This window comes from Solwaraspora sp. WMMD792, assembly GCF_029626105.1.
Classification (GTDB): domain Bacteria; phylum Actinomycetota; class Actinomycetes; order Mycobacteriales; family Micromonosporaceae; genus Micromonospora_E.
Genome location: NZ_JARUBH010000009.1, coordinates 3,817,513 through 3,834,887, shown reverse-complemented (window position 1 = coordinate 3,834,887; position 17,375 = coordinate 3,817,513). Strand labels below are relative to the sequence as shown.

Sequence of the window (17,375 nt, the reverse complement as noted above, 5' to 3'; positions counted from 1 at the left end):
CGCCGCACCTGCGGCGCGGGCTGGAATCCCAGTGACGACAACGGGAGAAGGACCATGGCGCGACCCATCACGCTCTTCACCGGCCAGTGGGCCGACCTGCCGTTCGAGGAAGTGTGTCGGCTGACCTCGGAGTGGGGCTACGACGGCCTGGAGATCGCCTGCTGGGGCGATCACTTCGAGGTGGACCGGGCGCTGGCCGAGGACGACTACGTCGAACGCAAGCTACAGACCTTGGCCAAGTACAACCTCAAGGTGTACGCGATCTCCAACCACCTGGTCGGCCAGGCGGTCTGCGACCATCCGATCGACGAGCGGCACCAGGGGATCCTGCCCGCCCGGATCTGGGGCGACGGGGAACCCGAAGGCGTCCGTCAGCGCGCCGCCGAGGAGATCAAGGACACCGCCCGGGCCGCCGCGAAGCTCGGCGTCAACACCGTCATCGGCTTCACCGGCTCGTCGATCTGGCACACCCTGGCCATGTTCCCACCGGTGCCGCCGGAGATGATTGAACGCGGCTACCAGGACTTCGCCGACCGGTTCAACCCGATCCTCGACGTGTTCGACGAGGTCGGCGTCAGGTTCGCCCACGAGGTGCACCCAAGCGAGATCGCCTACGACTACTGGACGACCCGCCGCACCCTGGAGGCGATCGGCAACCGCCCGGCGTTCGGCCTCAACTGGGACCCGTCGCACTTCGTCTGGCAGGAACTGGACCCGGTCAACTTCATCCTCGAATTCGCCGACCGGATCTATCACGTCGACTGCAAGGACGCGAAGGTCCGTACCGGCGACGGTCGGCGTGGCCGGCTCGCCTCCCACCTGCCCTGGGCGGATCTGCGGCGGGGCTGGGACTTCGTCTCCACCGGGCACGGCGACGTGCCGTGGGAGGACTGTTTCCGGGCACTCAACGCAATCGGTTACGACGGACCGATCTCCGTCGAGTGGGAGGACGCCGGAATGGACCGGTTGGTCGGCGCCCCCGAGGCGTTGCGGTTCGTCCGTCAGCAGGCGTTCGACGCCCCGACGGCGGCGTTCGACGCGGCGTTCTCCAGCAGCCGGGACTGACCTGGCCGCCGCCGGACCAGCGGCGGCGAACACACCTGGACGACCGTGGGCCGGTCACCCCCCGTCAACGGGGGGTGACCGGCCCACGCGTACGCCGCGTTCCCGACGGTGCGTGCCGGCGTCAGCTGGCGCTGCCGCCGGGCCCGGTGCCCTTGCCTGGCTTGCTCCCGGCCGTCGTCGCACCGGTGGACCCGGGCGAGGAGGCCGTGCCCATCCCGGCGTCGGCGAGACTGCTGTCGGGGGTGGTGAGGTGGTCGTGGCCGTTGAGGCGTTCGCCCAGCCGGGTGTGGCTGAGCCGCTCCCGGCCCTCCGCGTAGATCCGGTTGGCCTGAGCCTGCGCCACCCCGGCGGCCTCCTGCACCGTCGGGTGGTCCATCACCTTGCGTGCGTTGAGTACCAGCTCGTCGTACTTCTCCCGGCCGGCGCGGGCGCCCAGGACGAAACCCACGGCCACCCCGCCGATGAACCAAAGTTTTCCGCGCATGGCGGCTCCTTCCGTACCTGACCCGGTGTACCCGTCGGCCGGCGGTCCGGTTCGGTGCCGGCTGGCCGATGAGTGACCCGGTCGTGCCTTCGTCATCTGTCCGGTGCTGTCTACCCATCCTGCTCCCTTCTCACGCGTCAGCGCAGACAACTCGGTCTTTTGTCCGTTTCGATAGGCTTCTTATCGGAGCTCGGCCGGCCGGGCCGTGCCGTGGACCCGGCCGGTCCGGGGCGGCGGACCCGGCCGGTCCGGGGCGGCGAACCCGGTCGCCCATCCGGCGGTGGCGTCCTGTACTCTTGTCCCGTCGCCAGGCGGTCGGAGAGATCCGGTGCCGGCTACGCAGCGGTCCCCCGTAGCTCAATTGGCAGAGCAGCCGGCTGTTAACCGGCAGGTTTTTGGTTCGAGTCCAAACGGGGGAGCTTCCACGGATGGCCGTCGCGGCGGAAGTTGTCATCGTCGGTGCCGGGCTCGCTGGGCTGGCGGCAGCCCGCCGACTCTCCGCAGCCGGCGTCGATCACCTACTCATCGACCGGGCCGATCGGATCGGCGGCCGGGTAGCCACCGATGTCGTCGACGGCTTCCGGCTCGACCGTGGCTTCCAGGTGCTCAACACCGCCTACCCGCGGCTGGCCGATCTGATCGACTTGGACCGCCTCGACCTGCGCTTCTTCACTCCGGCTGTGCTGGTCCGGCGGGCCGATGACACGGTACGGCTGGTGCACCCGTTACGGATGCCGTTCGCCGCGCCGGCGACGCTGCTCGCCGGCGTCGGCACCCTGCCGGACCGGCTCCGACTCGGTCGGCTGCTGATGCGGTACGCCCTGACCAGCCCCGCCCGGCTGCTCACCCGAGCGGAGACGAGCGCTGTGGACGAGTTGCGGCGAGCTGGACTCTCCACCCGGATCATCGACGAACTGCTGCGACCATTCCTGTCCGGAGTGCTCGCCGACCCCGACCTGGAAACGTCGAATCATGTCGTCGCGATGATTCTGCGATCCTTCGCCCGGGGTCGGATCGGGGTACCGGCTGCCGGAATGGCCGACCTGCCCCGTGCCCTCGCCGGGCCGTTGCCACCCGATCGGATCCGGCTGGCGACCGACGTGACGGCGATCGAGCCTGGCCTGGTGCGCACCCGGGACACCGACCTGCGCTGCCGGTGGATCGTCGTGGCGACCGATCCACCGGCGGCCGCCCGGCTGATCCCGTCGGTCGCGCCGGTACGGATGCGCCAGTTGACTACCTATTATCATGCCGCCGAGCAGCCGCCGGTGGCCGAGCCGATCCTGCTGCTCGACGGGCACCGCAGCGGGCCGGTCGCGAACACCGTCGTGGTCAGTCAGGCGGCACCGGACTACGCACCGCCCGGTCAGCACCTGATCGCCACCTCCGTTGTCGGCCGAGAGACACCGCCAGAGACGGTCGTCCGGGCCGAGTTGGCACGGCTGTACCAGACCTCGACCACCGGTTGGTGTCACCTGCGGACGGTGGCGGTCGTCGGCGCGCTGCCGGCGGCGGTGCCGCCGCGTGGCACGCTGCGCGCACCGGCGCAGGTCAGCAGTGGCATCTTCGTCGCCGGCGACCATCGCGACAGCCCGTCTATCCAGGGTGCACTCGCCAGCGGCTGGCGGGTCGCGGGCGCGGTGCTGCGTCGTCGGTCCTGACCAGAGGCCGGTGCCGATTCCGGACCAGACGATGGCTGCCGGTTCCTGACCAGAGGTCGGCGCCGGCACCGGGCTGTCGCTGCGGTGTCGGCGCCGACCTTCGGGCCCTGGGTCACATCAGGGGTCAGCGGGGGTCAGACCCGGCTGGACGGCGCCGCCCGCTCGGCGGTCGCGCTTGCCGCCGGGACCCGCCGGGCGACGATGAAGCCGAAGACAGCGGCGGTGAAGAACATGACGAATCCGTACGTCACCGAGGGCATCGCCATCTCCGTGTTGCCGAGCAGCGTCGGGGTCATCGCGATGGTGATCGACAGGCTGGCGTTGTGCAGGCCGATCTCGAAGGCGGAGGCGATCGACTCGCGTTCGCCGACCCGGAACAGCCGGGGGCCGAAGTAGCCGATCGTCATGCTGAGCAGGTTGAACAGCACGACGGCGAGGATGATCTCCCCAAGGACGTCGAACACCTCTTCGCCGAGACCAGCGATCACGCTGGCGATCATCATCAGCAGCACGAGGACGGACAGCACCTTGACCGCGCGCTCCAACCGGATCGCGAGGCTGGTGAACCGCCGCCGGACCGCCATGCCGATGGAGATCGGGATCAGCACGAGGGCGAACACCTGAATCACCTTGTCGAACTGGAGCCCGATCGAGCTGTCCGACCCCATGAACCCGGCGACGGACAGGTTGACGATCACCGGCAGGGTGAACAGCGCCAGCACCGAGTTGACTGCGGTGAGCGAGATGTTCAGCGCCAGGTCACCTTTGAACAGGTGGCTGTAAAGGCTCGCCGTACTGCCGCCCGGTGAGGCGGCGAGCAGCATCATGCCGACCGCCAGTTCGGGGCGCAGACCGAGCACGAAGACCAGACCGAGGCAGAGCGCTGGCAGCACCAGCATCTGGCTGACCAGGCAGACCACCATGGCCCGCGGGTATCGCAGGACCCGGCGGAAGTCCTCCATTGTCAGGGTGAGCCCGAGTCCGAGCATGATGATCGCCACGGCGATGGGAAATAGGAGGACCACCGTATCGTTGCTCATGGCAAGCCTGCCTTCCGATTGGAATGAAGTGCATGGATCTTTACATTGCCGACCGGTCGGCTGCTTCTTCCTGGTTGCTTGATCTATGGCGGCCGCCATCCTGAGCGGCGCGGTTCCACCCGTCCGCCGAGTCGGGCAGATTGCGGTGAGTCACCAACTGTTGGCGGAGTATCCGCTGGCCGGATCGATCACGGCGATGCCTTGAACCATTGGCGATCACGGAACGTGCCCAGAGTATGGGGTCAATGGCCTACCGGGTCCGCCCGGCCAGCAGCACGCGACACGGCAACGGCAAGACCGCACAGATACCGGTCGCCCGAAGTCCGGTACCCCGTCGGGTGGTAAGCGAGGAGACGGTGGTACGCGGTGGCGGCCGGTACTTCCTCAGCCACGGCACCATCGACATGGGCGGGCTCGCCGACGCATTGGCGGTCAGCCGGGCGACGCTCTACCGGGTCACCGGCAGTCGGGACCGGCTGCTCGGTGAAGTCCTGTGGTGGCTCGGCAGCCGTCAACTGGCCGAAGCGCGTGGCGCACGTCGACGGACCGGGGTGGACGGCGTGATCGAGGTGACCATGCGCTACGCCGCCGCGGTGCGCCGGTCCGCGCCGTTCCGGCAGTTCCTCGCCGACGAACCCGAGACGGCGGCCCGGGTCCTGTTCGCCGAGCCGGGCTGGGTGCACCGGCGGTTCATCCGTGCCCAGGCGGACATCTTTGTCGACGTGCTCGGCCCGGATACGGCCATCCACGCCGCACCGGAGGCGCTGGCGTACCTCTACATCCGGATCGTCGAGTCCGCCATCTACGCGGAGTTGCTCGCCGGCCGGCAGCCGGACCTCGACCTGACCGAACAGGCGCTGCGGTCCCTGCTCTGCGGGGCGCGGTGAGCCCACGGTGAGCCCGGCCGGCGGTCCGCGCCGGCCGGGCTCACCGCGTGATCAGGACACGCGGGCGCAGGTGTCCTGATATTCGGAGATCTCTCCGTCGGGTCGGGGCGGTGGGCAGAGAAACTGCTCGTAGCGGGTGTCGTCGTCGACGAAGCGCTTCAGCCATGCCACGCTGAACGACGAGATGGTAGCGTTCGGAATGTTCGGTGCGAAATGGCTGGCGTTGTTGAGCTCCAGATATGCCTTGTCCAAATCGGAGGGAAGGCTGTCGAAGAATGGCTCGGAATGAAATCGTACCGAGGCGATCGTGTCTCGTTCGGCGCCGATCACCATCGTTGGAACCTGCACCCGCGACCAGTTCTTGTTGAGATTCCACGGGGTGAGCGGAATCGCGGCCCGCAAGGTCGGGCGCGACTCGGCCGCCTCGAGCGCACCGCCACCGCCCATCGAGTGACCCATCACCGCGAGCCGGTCCGGGTCCACCCGGTCCCGAATCGGGCTGCGCTCTACCAGGAAGTCCAGCGCGGCGAGAAGTTGCCGGCCGCGGCTCGCCGGCTGGTCGGAGCGGGTAATGGTGTCGATATTGAATACAATGAACCCCTGTGATGCCAGCCGGGGTCCCAGCCAGGCCATGCTCGACCGGGACGCGGTGAAGCCGGGGGCGACCGCCACTGCACCGAAGGTGCCGTCGTCGCCACTGGTCGGGAAGTAGATCGTGCCGCCGCCGAACCCACTGGCATCGCGCGACGACACCGTCACCTGGGACGTCGCGAACGGGCCCCGGGCAGCGGCGAGACTGGACGCGCTCGGTGCCGGACCCCGTTCGAACGGGTTCTCGGCGGCGCTCGCGTTCGGGATCAACGTGAGCCCGGCGACCGCCAGCAGCGCGGCCGTCGCCGCGGCGAGCACACCTCGAATTCGACGCCGGCTGCGATCCGGCCGCGCGGTCCGGTGCGCAATCCGGTGCGCGGTCCGGTGCGTGGAGCGCCGGGCGGGCGGATGTGCGCAATCACGGCTGAGCGGAGCTGCGGAATGCCGGGCTGCCGGCGCCGGGTCTTCGGACTCAGGAAACGACGGATGCATCTGTCCTCCCACTGGCGTACGGGAGTCACCGCGCGGTCACCGGGGCGCCGTCCGGTACGCGTCGCCGGACCGAGGGGTGGTCGCGACGACCGTCGGTGACGATGGATACCTGCGGGCGTCCCCGCCGGGCAATCCGGACGCTATCCCGACCACCACGCCGCTGACCAGGTAGGACAGGGATCCTGAGACCGCCGTCGCAGCCTGTCCGACCTCGGACACCGGGCCGGCGAGCCGGTACATCGGCGCACCGGCTGGGCCGCGCCTGTCACTGCGGCCGACCGGCATGGGCGAGGGCGGACGGGGTCAGCCGACCGACGATGGCCGGGGCCTCCCGGATGAGGGTGTCGTCGTCCACGGCCTCGACCATGAACCGGGCGTAGTCGATGCGCCGGGTCAGGTTGCTGGCCAGCACCGGGTCACCCACGTGTCGGCTCCACACCGGCAGGCCCTGGCTGTCGCCCTCCTCGAGGTCGCTGCCGCGTACGACGGTCCAGTCGGTGCCGCTGGCGAAGACCCGTTGGCAGGCCTGCACCTGGTCGTCGACGTCTACCACCCGCAGCAGCTTTGCCAGCCAGCCGAAGACCGTCGTGTAGAGCTTGAACCCCCGGGGGTAGACGTCCCGGCCGTCGCGGGTGATGTGCCAACCACAGGAGAAGATCAGCCGGGCACCGGGCTCGGCGTAGTCGAGCACCGCCTGCGCGGTGCCCGAAGCGTAACTTTGCACCCCCCACGGCACCAGCACCGTGAGCACGGCGTCGCAACCGCGCACCGCCTGGGCGATGACCGTACGGGAGTTGGTCGGACCTGCGACCACGGTGATCCGTCCGTCGAATTCGGACAGTTTGGGCACGCTCTTCTCGCGGCACACGGCGACGACCTCGTACCCGCGCTCCAGCGCGTGCCGCACCATGTACCGCCCGAGCTTCCCGGACGCGCCGACGACGCAGATCCGCCGGCCCGCACCTGGCTGGCCGACTCCGTCGGTCCCGATCGGTTCCATGGTCCCGCTCCTGTCTCTCGAATTCCCCGCACCACGATTGGCTTACGCCGTAAGGTACAGCCTTGCGGTGTAAGGTTGTCAAGCGGTCCGAGCGGATGACGGCAGGAGGATCACGTGGTCACAGAGCCAGCCGGTACGCCCGGGAACCGGCGCACCGCGCTCACCAGGGACCTGGTGCTGCGCGAAGCGGTCGCGCTGGCCGACGAGGCCGGTTCGGGGGTGCCGAGCATGCGCCGGCTCGCGCAGCGGCTCGGCGTCGAGGCGATGTCGCTCTACCACCACTTCCGCAACAAGGACCTGATCCTCGACGGAATGGTCGATGTCGTGTTCGGTGAGATCGACCTACCGGCGGACGGGGTCGACTGGTGTGCCGCGATGCGGGACCGGGCGGCTTCGATGCGGGCGGCGCTGATCCGGCACCCGTGGGCCATCGGTTTGATGGACTCCCGGACCAACCCCGGCCCGGCGACCCTGCGCCACCACGACGCGGTGCTGGGCTGCCTGCGTGCAGGTGGATTCTCCGTCGCCGGCGCGGCGCACGCGCTCTCCATGCTGGACAGCTACGTCTACGGGTTCACCCTGCAGGAACTCAGCCTGCCGTTCACCTCGTCCGCCGAGGTCACCGAGGTGGCGGGCGCGATCCTGGAGCAACTGCCCCGTGACGAGTTGCCGCATCTCGCCGAGATGATCGTTCATCGGGCGCTGGCACCCGGCTACTCCTACGCGGCCGAGTTCGACGTCGGACTCGACCTGATCCTCGACGGTCTGCAGCGGAGCCGGGAAAGCTGGCGGTGACCCGTAGGCGGGTCACTGTCGGCACCCCTTACTTGTTGACCAGGCCCTTGTCGAGCATCGTGGTTGCGGCGGCGAGGATCGCCTCGTCGGTCTGGCGCGGCTGGAACCCCAGCACGCGGCGAGCCTTCTCGTTGGAAACCTTCTTGGCGTAGCCGAGGTCCGGGACGATGGGCCGGAACTCCTTGCTGAACAGGGCCGCCACCCGCACGACGGGATTGGGGATGGTCCGGGTGGGCACCCGCTTGGCCGCGTCGCCGAGGTTGGCCTTCAGCAGGGCGCCGACCTGCTTCATCGCGATCGCCGGGCCGCCGGAGAGCAGGAACCGCTGACCGGCGGCACCGGGCGTGGTCATGGCCAGCACGTGGGCGGCGGCGACGTCGCGCACGTCGACGAACGGGATGTACAGGTGCGGGTAACCCCGCATGCTGCCGTCCAGGCTGCGCTGCACGATGTGGTTGGCGCCGGAGATCTCCTTGCCCATCACCGGGCCGACCACGGCGACCGGACACAGGGTCACCAGTTCCATGCCGGAGTCCTCGGCGGACGCGAAATCCCACGCGTCACGCTCGGCGAGGGTCTTGCTCTTCGCGTACGCGTCAACGCCGGGCCCGTCCAGCACGGTCCAGTCGTTCTCGGTGAACGCCTGGTCGCGGTGCGGGTGACCCCAGCTGATCGCATGGAACGCGGAGGTCAGCACGACTCGCCGGACGCCGGCGTCCCGGGCGGCGCGGAGCACTCGCAGAGTGCCCTCCCTGGCCGGGAGGATCACCGCGTTCTCGTCCCCGGAGTTGCCGGTGTGCACCGGCGACGCCACGTGCAGCACGTAGTCGCAGCCGGTCGCAGCCTGTGCCCACCCCTCGTCCTCCAGCAGGTCCGCGGCGGCGAAGCTCAATGCGTCGCCGTTGACCATCCCGGCGTCCGCCAACGCGCCGCGAACGGCAGTCTCGCGCTGCAGTGACCGGACCGTGGCGCGTACCCGAAAACCCTGCTGGAGCAGATGAAGAATGACGTGGCCGGCGATGAAGCCGGAGCCTCCGGTGACCAGAACTCGCTGCGCAGACATGAAAGCACTCCCGTGGTGGGTGGATTCGGCCCGGCGCCTGACGTCCCCGGTGCCGTGACACCACGATCCGACGACCGTGCGCAGCCAGCCATGGCCCCGGTCAGCCAGGGGCCCAGCAAGACCCCTCAGCCGGGCGCGATCACGTTTACCGTGGGGCCGGTGAGCGACGAATCGAATCCGCTCGGCGGCTTCCTGCGGGCCCGCCGGGAGCTGGTCACCCCCGAACAGGTGGGCATCCCCGTGGTGGGTGTCCGGCGGGTACCCGGCCTGCGCCGTGAGGAGGTGGCGATACTTGCCGGAATCAGCGCCGACTACTACCTGCGGCTGGAACGCGGCCGTGACCGGAGCCCGTCAAGCCAGGTACTGGAGTCAATCGCCCGGGTTCTGCACCTCGACGACCACGCCAGGCAGTACCTGCTGAGCCTCGCCGCCGACAAGCCGCGCCGCCGGGTGCGCCGTCCGCGCAAGGAGATCGTTCCAGCGCGTACGGCTCAATTCTTGGCGATGTTGCCCTTTCCCGCCTTCATCGAAGGCCGTTACTTGGATGTTCTTGCCGCCAATCCGTCGGCGACCGCCCTGTCACCGCGCCTGGTCGCTGGCGCCAACCGGCTGCGTGACGTGCTTCTCGACACGGAGGAGCAGGCCATGTGGCCCGATTGGGAGGCAGCCGCCACCGCCCTCGTCGCGTCGTTCCGCGGGGCGGTCGGCACCGACACCGACGACCCGCGCTTCATCGAGCTTGTCGGTGAGCTTGCCCTCGTCAGCCCGCTCTTTCGCCAATTGTGGGCCCGCCACGACGTCCGGCCCCGCGAAGGCGCGGTGGTGCCCCTGCTGCATCCGCAGCTCGGCGAGATCCGCCTCAACCGCGAGAAACTGCACATCAGTGGCACTGACGGCATGGTTCTGGTCGTCTACCACCCTCAACCCGGCAGCGCCGACGCAGACAAGCTAGCCCTGCTCGGCTCGGTGGCCGTCACACCGGTGCCAAATCCAGCCGCCCCGACGAGTCACCGATAGCTCCGAGAACAAGGATCGGCGCCCCGAGCGCCTTCATACCTCTCTCCGGTACCCGGCCGTCGTCCTGTTCGTCGCCGTGGTGCTGTCGCCGGGCGCGCAGCTCCCCGTGGGCGCGGATGCCACCACGACGACAACCGGCGGCAACCCCTGAGAATTGGATCCGGTTCGCGAAACGCTGCACCTGGTGGGGCGGGCGGGGCTCGAACCCGCGACCGAGGGATTATGAGTCCCCTGCTCTGACCGGCTGAGCTACCGCCCCGGCGAAGGAATCTTATCCGGTCGGTGTGCGCGGTGACGGACCCGTGGCACCAAGGCGAATTTTCCTACTTCACCATGAAATGTGATGGTCAAGCGTTGGGTAGCCGACTGGCGTCTATGGGTGATACTCGTTACATCGACCGTCAGACCGGACGGTGGGAGGCTTCCCTGGACCAGGACCGGAACAGAACGACAATCACCCTGCTCCGCATCACTTTCGTGCTGCTGGCGGGGGTGTCGGCGATCCTGGGATTCGTCGGTTACGCCGAGCTGCTCGTGGGCGAGCGCGGCGGCACGACCACGCCGGTCGACGTTCTCTACTACACGTTGCAGCTCTTCGTCCTCGATGCAGACCAGCTCGCGGACCGGGCCGACCTGCCCTGGCAGTTGCAGGTCGCCCGGTTCACCGCGCCGGCGGCGACCGTGTTCGCTCTCGTCGAGACTGCCCGGGTACTGCTGACCGGTGAACTGCACCGGTTGCGTGCCCGGCGGGCCAGCGGGCACGTCGTGGTGTGCGGTGACTCGGCCATGGCCCGCAACCTCGCGGCCCGGTTGCACGCCGCCGGCAGGAAGGTGGTCGTGGTGGGCCTGCCGTCGGGCACGCCGGTCCCGTCCCGTCGTCGGTGGTACTCCGTACCCGGGGACCCCACCGCCGCCGAAGTGCTGCGGGCGGCCGGCGTAGGACGCGCCGCGCTGGTGTACGCCTGCACCGATGACAGCACGGACAACATCCTCGCCGCCACCACCGCCGGGATGCTGCGCGACGAACACAACGGCGGCATGCGGGTCTACGCCCAACTCCACGATCCGGAACTCTGTCTGGCGATGCAGGCCCGCCGGTTGAGCCATTCGGCCGGCGTCGATCTGCGGCTCGACTTCTTCAACGTCGACGAGCTCGCCGCCCGCTGGTTGTTCCGGCAGGACCCGTTGCCGACCGTACGGCTCAGTCGGCTGCTGGTGATCGGGATGTCGTCGTTCGGCCGCGCGGTGCTGGTCGAAGCGGCCCGGCACTGGCGGATCCACCAGCCGGACACCGCCGGCCGGCTCCGTGTCGATCTCATTGCTGCGGACGCCCGGTCGGTGGTCGACGATCTGGTGCACCGGTACCCGTTCCTCGGCGGCGTCTGCGACGTCGTGTGCTACGAGCGCGAGCCGGACGCGTTGCTGCCCGGCCCGGCCTTCCGCGTCCCGCACGACCGGGTCCTGCTCTGCCTCGACGACGAGGAGCAGGCGTTGAAGATCGCGTTGACCACACCGTCGTTGTGGCGGGGCGGGCCGGGATCGGTCACCGTACCGGTCACCCGGCTCGCCGGCCTGGCCGGCGCGTTCGCCGACGGCGACGGCCACTCGGGCCTGCTCGACGCGATTTCCGGCACGGTGCGCTGCTACCCGACGGTCGACGCGGCCAGCGACCCCGATCGGATCGGCGACGACCTGGTCGAGCGGCTCGGCCGGTCGATCCACGACCGGTACCTGCTGGCGTCGCGGGTCGGGGCGGTCGGGTCGGTCGCCGATCCGGCGTTGCTGCCCTGGGCCTCGCTACCGGAGGATCTGCGTCGGACGAACCGTGCTCAGGCCGCCGACATCGGTCGGAAGTTGCGGGTCCTCGGGCTGGCGTTGGCGCCACGGACCCGGACGAACGTGGCGGTGCGGTTGACCCGGGAGCAGATCGAACGGCTCGCCGTGCTGGAACACCAACGGTGGTCCCGGGAACGCAGGTCGACCGGCTGGGTGCACGGCCCGCGGCGGGACAGAGCCGCCCGTACCCATCCGGACCTGCGTCCCTGGCGCGAGCTTCCGGAGCAGGTCAAGGAGAAGAACCGCGACGAGATGCGGCAGATCCCCGGTGTGCTGGCCGATGTCGGGCTGGAGATCGTGCGGGTCGGTACCGGCGCGCCGGAGCCGGTCACGCGGTGGTCAGCGACCCGGGAGCATCGGCGGTGAGGGGCGGTACAGCGACCAGGTCTGCTGACACCTCCGGCGCCGCCGGCGGCACCGGACCCGGCGCCGCGTCGGGGCATCGTGAACTGCGGATCGGAGTCTCCGGTCACATCGGGCTGGCCGCCGGGTCCGACCGGCTGGTCCGGCTGGCACTGCGAGCGGCGTTGCGTGAGGTTCACCGACAGGCCGGGTGCCGACCGATCCACGGGCTGACCTGCCTCGCGGAAGGCGCCGACCAGTTGTTCGCCGAGGAGATCGTCGCTGCCGGCGCGACCTTCGATGTGGTGTTGCCCGCGCCGGACTACCGGTCCAGGTGTATCCGACCGGTGCGACGGCCGGCGTTCGACGATCTGCTCGCCCTCGCGCGATCGGTCTCGTACGCCGGAACGGTTTCCGGTAGTCGGACCTATGCCGAGGCGGGCCGGCTCGTTCTCGACCGCTGCGATCTTCTTTTCGCGGTCTGGGACGGGACCGAGGGCGGCGTCGGTGGCACCGCCGAGATGGTCGCGGAGGCCAACCGGCGGGGAATCACGGTGCGGGTGATCTGGCCGCCGGGCGCGGCCCGGCGGTAGACCGCCGCGTACGTCGACCCGGCGGTAGACCGGCAGGCAGAGGCGGTCGCCAGCGGTACGTCGAACAGCGCCAGCGGTACGTCGAACAGCGTACGGCCGTTGGCATCGGACCGCTTCAGATCGTGGACGCAGCTTCATATTCTGGTTACAGACAGTGCCGTTGGTCGATCGGCCTGCTGCCGTCCGGGGGCGGGCCCGACGGGGCAGGGACGAGGTTGCCGAGCGATGGAATCAGCCACCCCGCGAAACGGTCAGATTTTTACCTTCTACTCGTACAAGGGCGGTGTCGGCCGGACGATGGCGCTGGCCAACGTCGCCTGGATCCTCGCCAGTACCGGCCGCCGGGTGCTGACTGTCGACTGTGACTTCGACTCGCCCGGCCTGCACCTGTACTTCCGGCCGTTCCTGGCCGACCGTAAGCTGCGTCGGTCGCCGGGAGTGATCGACGCCATGGCGCGCTACCGCCAGGAGGTCGACCAGTACGGGCCGCTGTCAGCGGCCAGACTGGCCCGGGTCGCCAGGGTTCAGCAGCACGCGATTCCGTTGGAGCGCTACGAATTTCCCAACGGCGGGTCGATCGACTTCATCCCCTGCGGACAGCAGGACCCGGAGTACGCGGTCCGGCTGACCGCGTTCGACTGGTCCGAGTTCTGGGACCAGTTCGACGCCGGGTCCTTCCTCTGGTCCTGGGCGGCGGGCATGCGGGCGGAGTACGACGTCACCCTGGTCGACAGCAGCACCGGGCTCGGCACCAACGCGGCCATGTGCACGTTGGAGATACCCGACGTGGTGGTCAACTGCTTCACCTTCAATCACCAGAATCTCGACGGGGCGGTGGCGGCCGCCAACAGCATCCGCGAACGGCGCAACCAGTACGGCGAGCCGGTGCGGGTGTTTCCGGTGCCGACCCGGGTGGAGGACGGCGAAGCGGCCAAGCTCGACCGGTGGCGGGCAAACGCGCAGCAGCGGTTCAGCGACGTGGTGGCCGACCTCGGCTACTCCGACGACACCCTGTACTGGGGAGCGATCGAGATCCCGTACAAGGTTTCCTACGCCTACGAGGAGACGTTGGCGACCCTGGGTGACCGCCCGCACCTGGAGAACACCCTGTTGGCCGCGTACCAGCGGCTCGCCGGAGAGCTGATCGGGGAGCCGTGTCGGTACGAAGGGCCGACCGAGGCGGTCCGACGCAGCTGGCTCGGTGAGTTCGAGCGACCTCATCCGGTCGAGCAGGGGACCGTGCTGATCGGCTACCTGCCACGTGACCGGATCTGGGCCGAGTGGATCGCCCTGCAACTGCGCACGGTGGGACACCGGGGCGTGTTGCAGGACATCACCGCTGACGACGCGGTGACGGTGGTGGGGGACTCGGACCGGGCATTGCTGCTGCTGTCGCAGGAGTCGGTCCGGACCCCGCACGCGCATGCGTTCTGGTCGGCGGCCCAGCGGCGTGAACCGTCCGGCTCAGGGCCGTTCCTGGTGCCGATCCGGCTGGACGGCTTCCGGCTACCGCAGCCGTACGACTCTCAGGAACCGGTCGACATGTTCAACGTCTCCCGGCAGCACTCCCGCGACGCCCTGCTGGCGCAGTTCGACCTGCGCGACGTGGCACCGGCCAGCGAGGCGATGCTCGGGGCCATTCCGCGTCCCCGGTTCCCGTTCGAGCCGGCGCGGGTCTGGCGGGCACCGTCGCGCAACGCCACGTTCACCGGCCGCGACGCGATCCTCGAGCAGTTGCGCGAACGCCTCAACGCCAGCACCGCGATGAACGGTCCGACCGTGTTGCAGGGGATCGGCGGGGTGGGCAAGACGCAAATCGTCACCGAGTACCTGCACCGATTCGCCGCCGACTACGACATCGTCTGGTGGATCTCGGCCGAGCAGCCGAGACTGGTGCCGTCCGCGTTGGCCGATCTGGCGAACGCGCTGGATCTGTCGGCGGCGGACGTGGCCGGTCAGGTCGGGGCGGTCCTGGAAGCGTTGCGCCTCGGCCGGCCGTCCCGCCGGTGGGCGGTGGTGTTCGACAACATCGAGGATCCGAAACAGCTGCTGCCGTACGTGCCGGCCGGGCAGGGCGACGTCATCGTCACCACGCGCGGCGGTGACTGGTCGGGCAGCGGGTGGACCATCGAGGTCAACACTTTCAGCCGTACGGAGAGTATCGACCTCATCGCCCGGTGGGTGCCGAGTATCGACCGGGCCTCCGCCGACGTGATCGCCGACAAGCTGGGGGATCTGCCGCTGGCGGTGGAGCAGGCGGCGGGCTGGCTGGCGGCGACCGCGATGAGCCCGGACCGCTACCTGGCGATTCTGGACGAACACCTGCCCCGGATCCTGGAGACGCCGCCCGCGTCGGACTACCCGCATCCGGCGGCGGAGATCTGGCGCATCTCGCAGCAGCGGCTACGGATGTCGAACCCAGCCGCGGCGCACCTGGTGGAGCTCTGTGCCTGCCTCGCGCCCGAGCCGATCCCGACGGACCTGCTGTCCAGTCCGGGGATGCTACAGGTGCTGAGCCAGGACGATCCGGCGATGCGGGACCCGCTGCTGTACGGCGCACTGGTCCGCGAGATCACCCGGTTCGGTCTGGCCCGCCTGGATCCGACGGTGCGGGCACTGCGGATGCATCGCCTGGTCCAGCAGGTGATCCGCAACGACCTCGATCCGGAGGTACGGCAGGAACGTCGGCGGCAGGTGCATTCGATCCTGGCCGCCGAGCGCCGTGGTGTTCCCGACGACCGGCTGAACTGGGACAGCTACCGGCGGATGCTGCCCCATCTGGAGCCCACTGGCGCGCTGGAGTCCGACGACCGCGACGTGCACAACCTCGTCATCGACATGGTGCGGGCGTTGCGCTACCGGGGCGACCTCACCAGCAGTCACGACCTGGCGGTCCGCGCGTTGCACGGCTGGACCGTGACCTCGGGCGCCGACGACGCTTCGGTCCTGCGACTGCGTGCCGAACTGGCGAACGTGCTGCGACAGCTCGGGGACTACCAGGCGGCGCTGGACATCGACATCGATGTACGCGAACGGATGGAGCGGGTGTTCGGCGGGGTGCACCCGTACTCGTTGGTGAGTCTCCGGGGCGTCGCGGCGGACCTGCGCGGACTGGGTCGATACCGGCAGGCCCGCGACCTCGACGAGGACGCGGTCGCCAAGTGGCAGGCCGCCATGGGGCGCGATCACGATGAGACCCACAAGGCGATCAACAACCTGTCGTTGTCGTACCTGCTGACCGGTGACTTCCGCAGCTCGCTCCTGCTGGCCGAGGAGGTGGTGGAGATTGCCGGCCGCCTGCTCGGGCAGACCAACCAGTGGACCGTCATCTACCGGATCAACCACGGGAGGGTACTGCGGGAGACCGGTGACCTGGTCCGTTCCCGGGAGACGCTGGAGACTGTGGTGTCCACCTGCCGTCGAGAGTTCGGCGACCTGCACGGCCACACGCTGGCCGCGACGAAGAACCTCGCGGTGACGCTGCGCCGGTTGGGCCACCTGGACCGGTCCCGGGAGCTCAGCGAGGTGGTCCGCCGGTCGTACGAGCAGCAGCTCGGGGCGGATCATCCGAACACTCTCGCCGCCGAGCTGGAGCTGGCCTGCGTACGGTCGGCCCGCGGCGAGCATTCCGACGCCGCCGTCGCGGCGGGCAGGCTGTGCGACCGGTACGGCGAGTTGATGGGCGTCGACCACCCCCATTCGTTGGCCGCTGCGAACAACCTCGGGATTTTTCTGGTGCGGGATGGAGGTTTCACCCAGGCCGGACCGCTGCTGGCGGAGACTGCGGGCCGGTTCGCCGAGGTCCTCGGCGAGGAGCACCCGTACGCCCTGCTGTGCGCCGCCAACCACGCCAACGTGTTGTTCGCCGTAGGAGACCACGACCGCGCCCGGGAGGTGGACGAGCGCTGCTACGCCGGACTGCGAGCAAGGTTGGGCGAGGAATGTCCGGCGGTGGTCGCGGCGGCGGCGAATCTGGCGACGACCCGGGTGGCGGCGGGCCTGCCGGAGAGCGCCGCCCAGCTGTACGCGGATGCGCTGCGGGCGGCCACGCTGCGGCTCGGCCCGGGACACCCATATGTGGCTGCGTTGCACGACGGGACGCGGATCAGCAGCGACATCGAGCCGGCAGCGACCTGATCCCACGCCGCGTTCGACTTTCGTCGGGGTTTACCGTGGCTCTGCCTGTGACGTGTCGTACACTGTTCCGGTTATCCACGTTGGGCACGGCGTCGGGTAGTCGCGCCTGCTGTCTAACCTGTCCGAAACAAATTTGAGATGACTTTGAGACAAGAGGCCTCCATGACGGCTTCACCGGAGCGCGGCATTGAAGGCGCTATCGTAGATGTCACCGACTTGCCGTGGTCGACCCTGATGTCACCGGGCGACAATGCACTCGGCCATGCCATCCGCAATCGCTACGAGGTTGAATCGGCGGACCATTCCACAGCCGCTGACCGCCTTGCGGAGGCCGTCAGTGCATTCAACAACTATATCTGATCCGGCCACCTC

At 69.2% G+C, this 17,375-nt stretch carries 14 protein-coding genes and 2 tRNA genes; 10 read left to right on the top strand and 6 right to left on the bottom strand.

The window, feature by feature from the left end:
* Positions 1 to 54 precede the first annotated feature (54 nt).
* The gene (locus O7629_RS18205; protein WP_278170568.1) at positions 55 to 1,065 is read left to right on the top strand and encodes a sugar phosphate isomerase/epimerase family protein; all 1,011 of its coding nucleotides are present in this window, start codon (positions 55 to 57) and stop codon (positions 1,063 to 1,065) included.
* Between the two features lie 121 nt (positions 1,066 to 1,186).
* Here the strand turns inward: O7629_RS18205 and O7629_RS18200 are convergent, their stop codons facing one another.
* Entirely contained in the window at positions 1,187 to 1,549 is a 363-nt protein-coding gene (locus O7629_RS18200; protein ID WP_278170567.1) for a hypothetical protein, read from the bottom strand.
* Positions 1,550 to 1,895: 346 nt separating this feature from the next.
* On the opposite strand from O7629_RS18200, the gene O7629_RS18195 reads away from it, so the two are divergent.
* Positions 1,896 to 1,968: transfer RNA gene (locus tag O7629_RS18195), tRNA-Asn, on the top strand.
* A 9-nt stretch (positions 1,969 to 1,977) separates the two neighbouring features.
* A complete protein-coding gene (locus tag O7629_RS18190; protein ID WP_278170566.1) occupies positions 1,978 to 3,210 on the top strand; it encodes an FAD-dependent oxidoreductase in 1,233 nt (410 codons plus the stop codon).
* A gap of 134 nt (positions 3,211 to 3,344) precedes the next feature.
* Here O7629_RS18190 and O7629_RS18185 read toward each other — a convergent pair whose 3' ends face one another.
* Positions 3,345 to 4,250, bottom strand: a complete 906-nt coding sequence (locus tag O7629_RS18185) for a bile acid:sodium symporter family protein (protein ID WP_278174578.1) — start codon at positions 4,248 to 4,250, stop codon at positions 3,345 to 3,347.
* A gap of 245 nt (positions 4,251 to 4,495) precedes the next feature.
* Here O7629_RS18185 and O7629_RS18180 point away from each other — a divergent pair, with 245 nt between their 5' ends.
* The gene (locus tag O7629_RS18180) at positions 4,496 to 5,137 is read left to right on the top strand and encodes a QsdR family transcriptional regulator (protein ID WP_278170565.1); all 642 of its coding nucleotides are present in this window, start codon (positions 4,496 to 4,498) and stop codon (positions 5,135 to 5,137) included.
* A gap of 51 nt (positions 5,138 to 5,188) precedes the next feature.
* Here O7629_RS18180 and O7629_RS18175 read toward each other — a convergent pair whose 3' ends face one another.
* Both O7629_RS18175 and O7629_RS18170 read right to left on the bottom strand, forming a co-directional pair.
* Positions 5,189 to 6,046: a dienelactone hydrolase family protein gene (locus tag O7629_RS18175; RefSeq protein ID WP_278170564.1), complete on the bottom strand. Its 858-nt coding sequence runs from the start codon at positions 6,044 to 6,046 to the stop codon at positions 5,189 to 5,191.
* A gap of 439 nt (positions 6,047 to 6,485) precedes the next feature.
* Positions 6,486 to 7,220, bottom strand: coding sequence for an NAD(P)-binding oxidoreductase (locus O7629_RS18170; protein WP_278170563.1), 735 nt, complete (start codon positions 7,218 to 7,220; stop codon positions 6,486 to 6,488).
* 114 nt (positions 7,221 to 7,334) lie between these two features.
* Here O7629_RS18170 and O7629_RS18165 point away from each other — a divergent pair, with 114 nt between their 5' ends.
* A complete protein-coding gene (locus tag O7629_RS18165; protein WP_278170562.1) occupies positions 7,335 to 8,015 on the top strand; it encodes a TetR/AcrR family transcriptional regulator in 681 nt (226 codons plus the stop codon).
* A gap of 28 nt (positions 8,016 to 8,043) precedes the next feature.
* On the opposite strand, the gene O7629_RS18160 is transcribed toward O7629_RS18165, so the two are convergent.
* A complete protein-coding gene (locus O7629_RS18160) occupies positions 8,044 to 9,078 on the bottom strand; it encodes an aldehyde reductase (RefSeq protein WP_278170561.1) in 1,035 nt (344 codons plus the stop codon).
* Positions 9,079 to 9,237: 159 nt separating this feature from the next.
* Between O7629_RS18160 and O7629_RS18155 the strand changes: the two genes are divergently transcribed.
* On the top strand, positions 9,238 to 10,095 hold the full coding sequence (locus tag O7629_RS18155) for a helix-turn-helix transcriptional regulator (RefSeq protein ID WP_278170560.1): 858 nt from the start codon (positions 9,238 to 9,240) through the stop codon (positions 10,093 to 10,095).
* A 182-nt stretch (positions 10,096 to 10,277) separates the two neighbouring features.
* Here O7629_RS18155 and O7629_RS18150 read toward each other — a convergent pair.
* Positions 10,278 to 10,354, bottom strand: a tRNA-Ile gene (locus tag O7629_RS18150).
* 116 nt (positions 10,355 to 10,470) lie between these two features.
* Between O7629_RS18150 and O7629_RS18145 the strand changes: the two genes are divergently transcribed.
* From O7629_RS18145 to O7629_RS18130, 4 genes are all read left to right on the top strand, one after another.
* The gene (locus tag O7629_RS18145) at positions 10,471 to 12,297 is read left to right on the top strand and encodes a RyR domain-containing protein (protein ID WP_278170559.1); all 1,827 of its coding nucleotides are present in this window, start codon (positions 10,471 to 10,473) and stop codon (positions 12,295 to 12,297) included.
* Positions 12,294 to 12,866, top strand: coding sequence for a hypothetical protein (locus O7629_RS18140; RefSeq protein ID WP_278170558.1), 573 nt, complete (start codon positions 12,294 to 12,296; stop codon positions 12,864 to 12,866). The genes O7629_RS18145 and O7629_RS18140 overlap by 4 nt, the downstream gene beginning before the upstream one ends.
* 225 nt (positions 12,867 to 13,091) lie before the next feature.
* The gene (gene fxsT / locus O7629_RS18135) at positions 13,092 to 17,003 is read left to right on the top strand and encodes an FxSxx-COOH system tetratricopeptide repeat protein (protein ID WP_278170557.1); all 3,912 of its coding nucleotides are present in this window, start codon (positions 13,092 to 13,094) and stop codon (positions 17,001 to 17,003) included.
* 162 nt (positions 17,004 to 17,165) lie between these two features.
* Positions 17,166 to 17,363 (top strand): hypothetical protein, encoded by a 198-nt coding sequence (locus O7629_RS18130; RefSeq protein ID WP_278170556.1) that lies wholly within the window; start codon positions 17,166 to 17,168, stop codon positions 17,361 to 17,363.
* Positions 17,364 to 17,375: the final 12 nt, after the last annotated feature.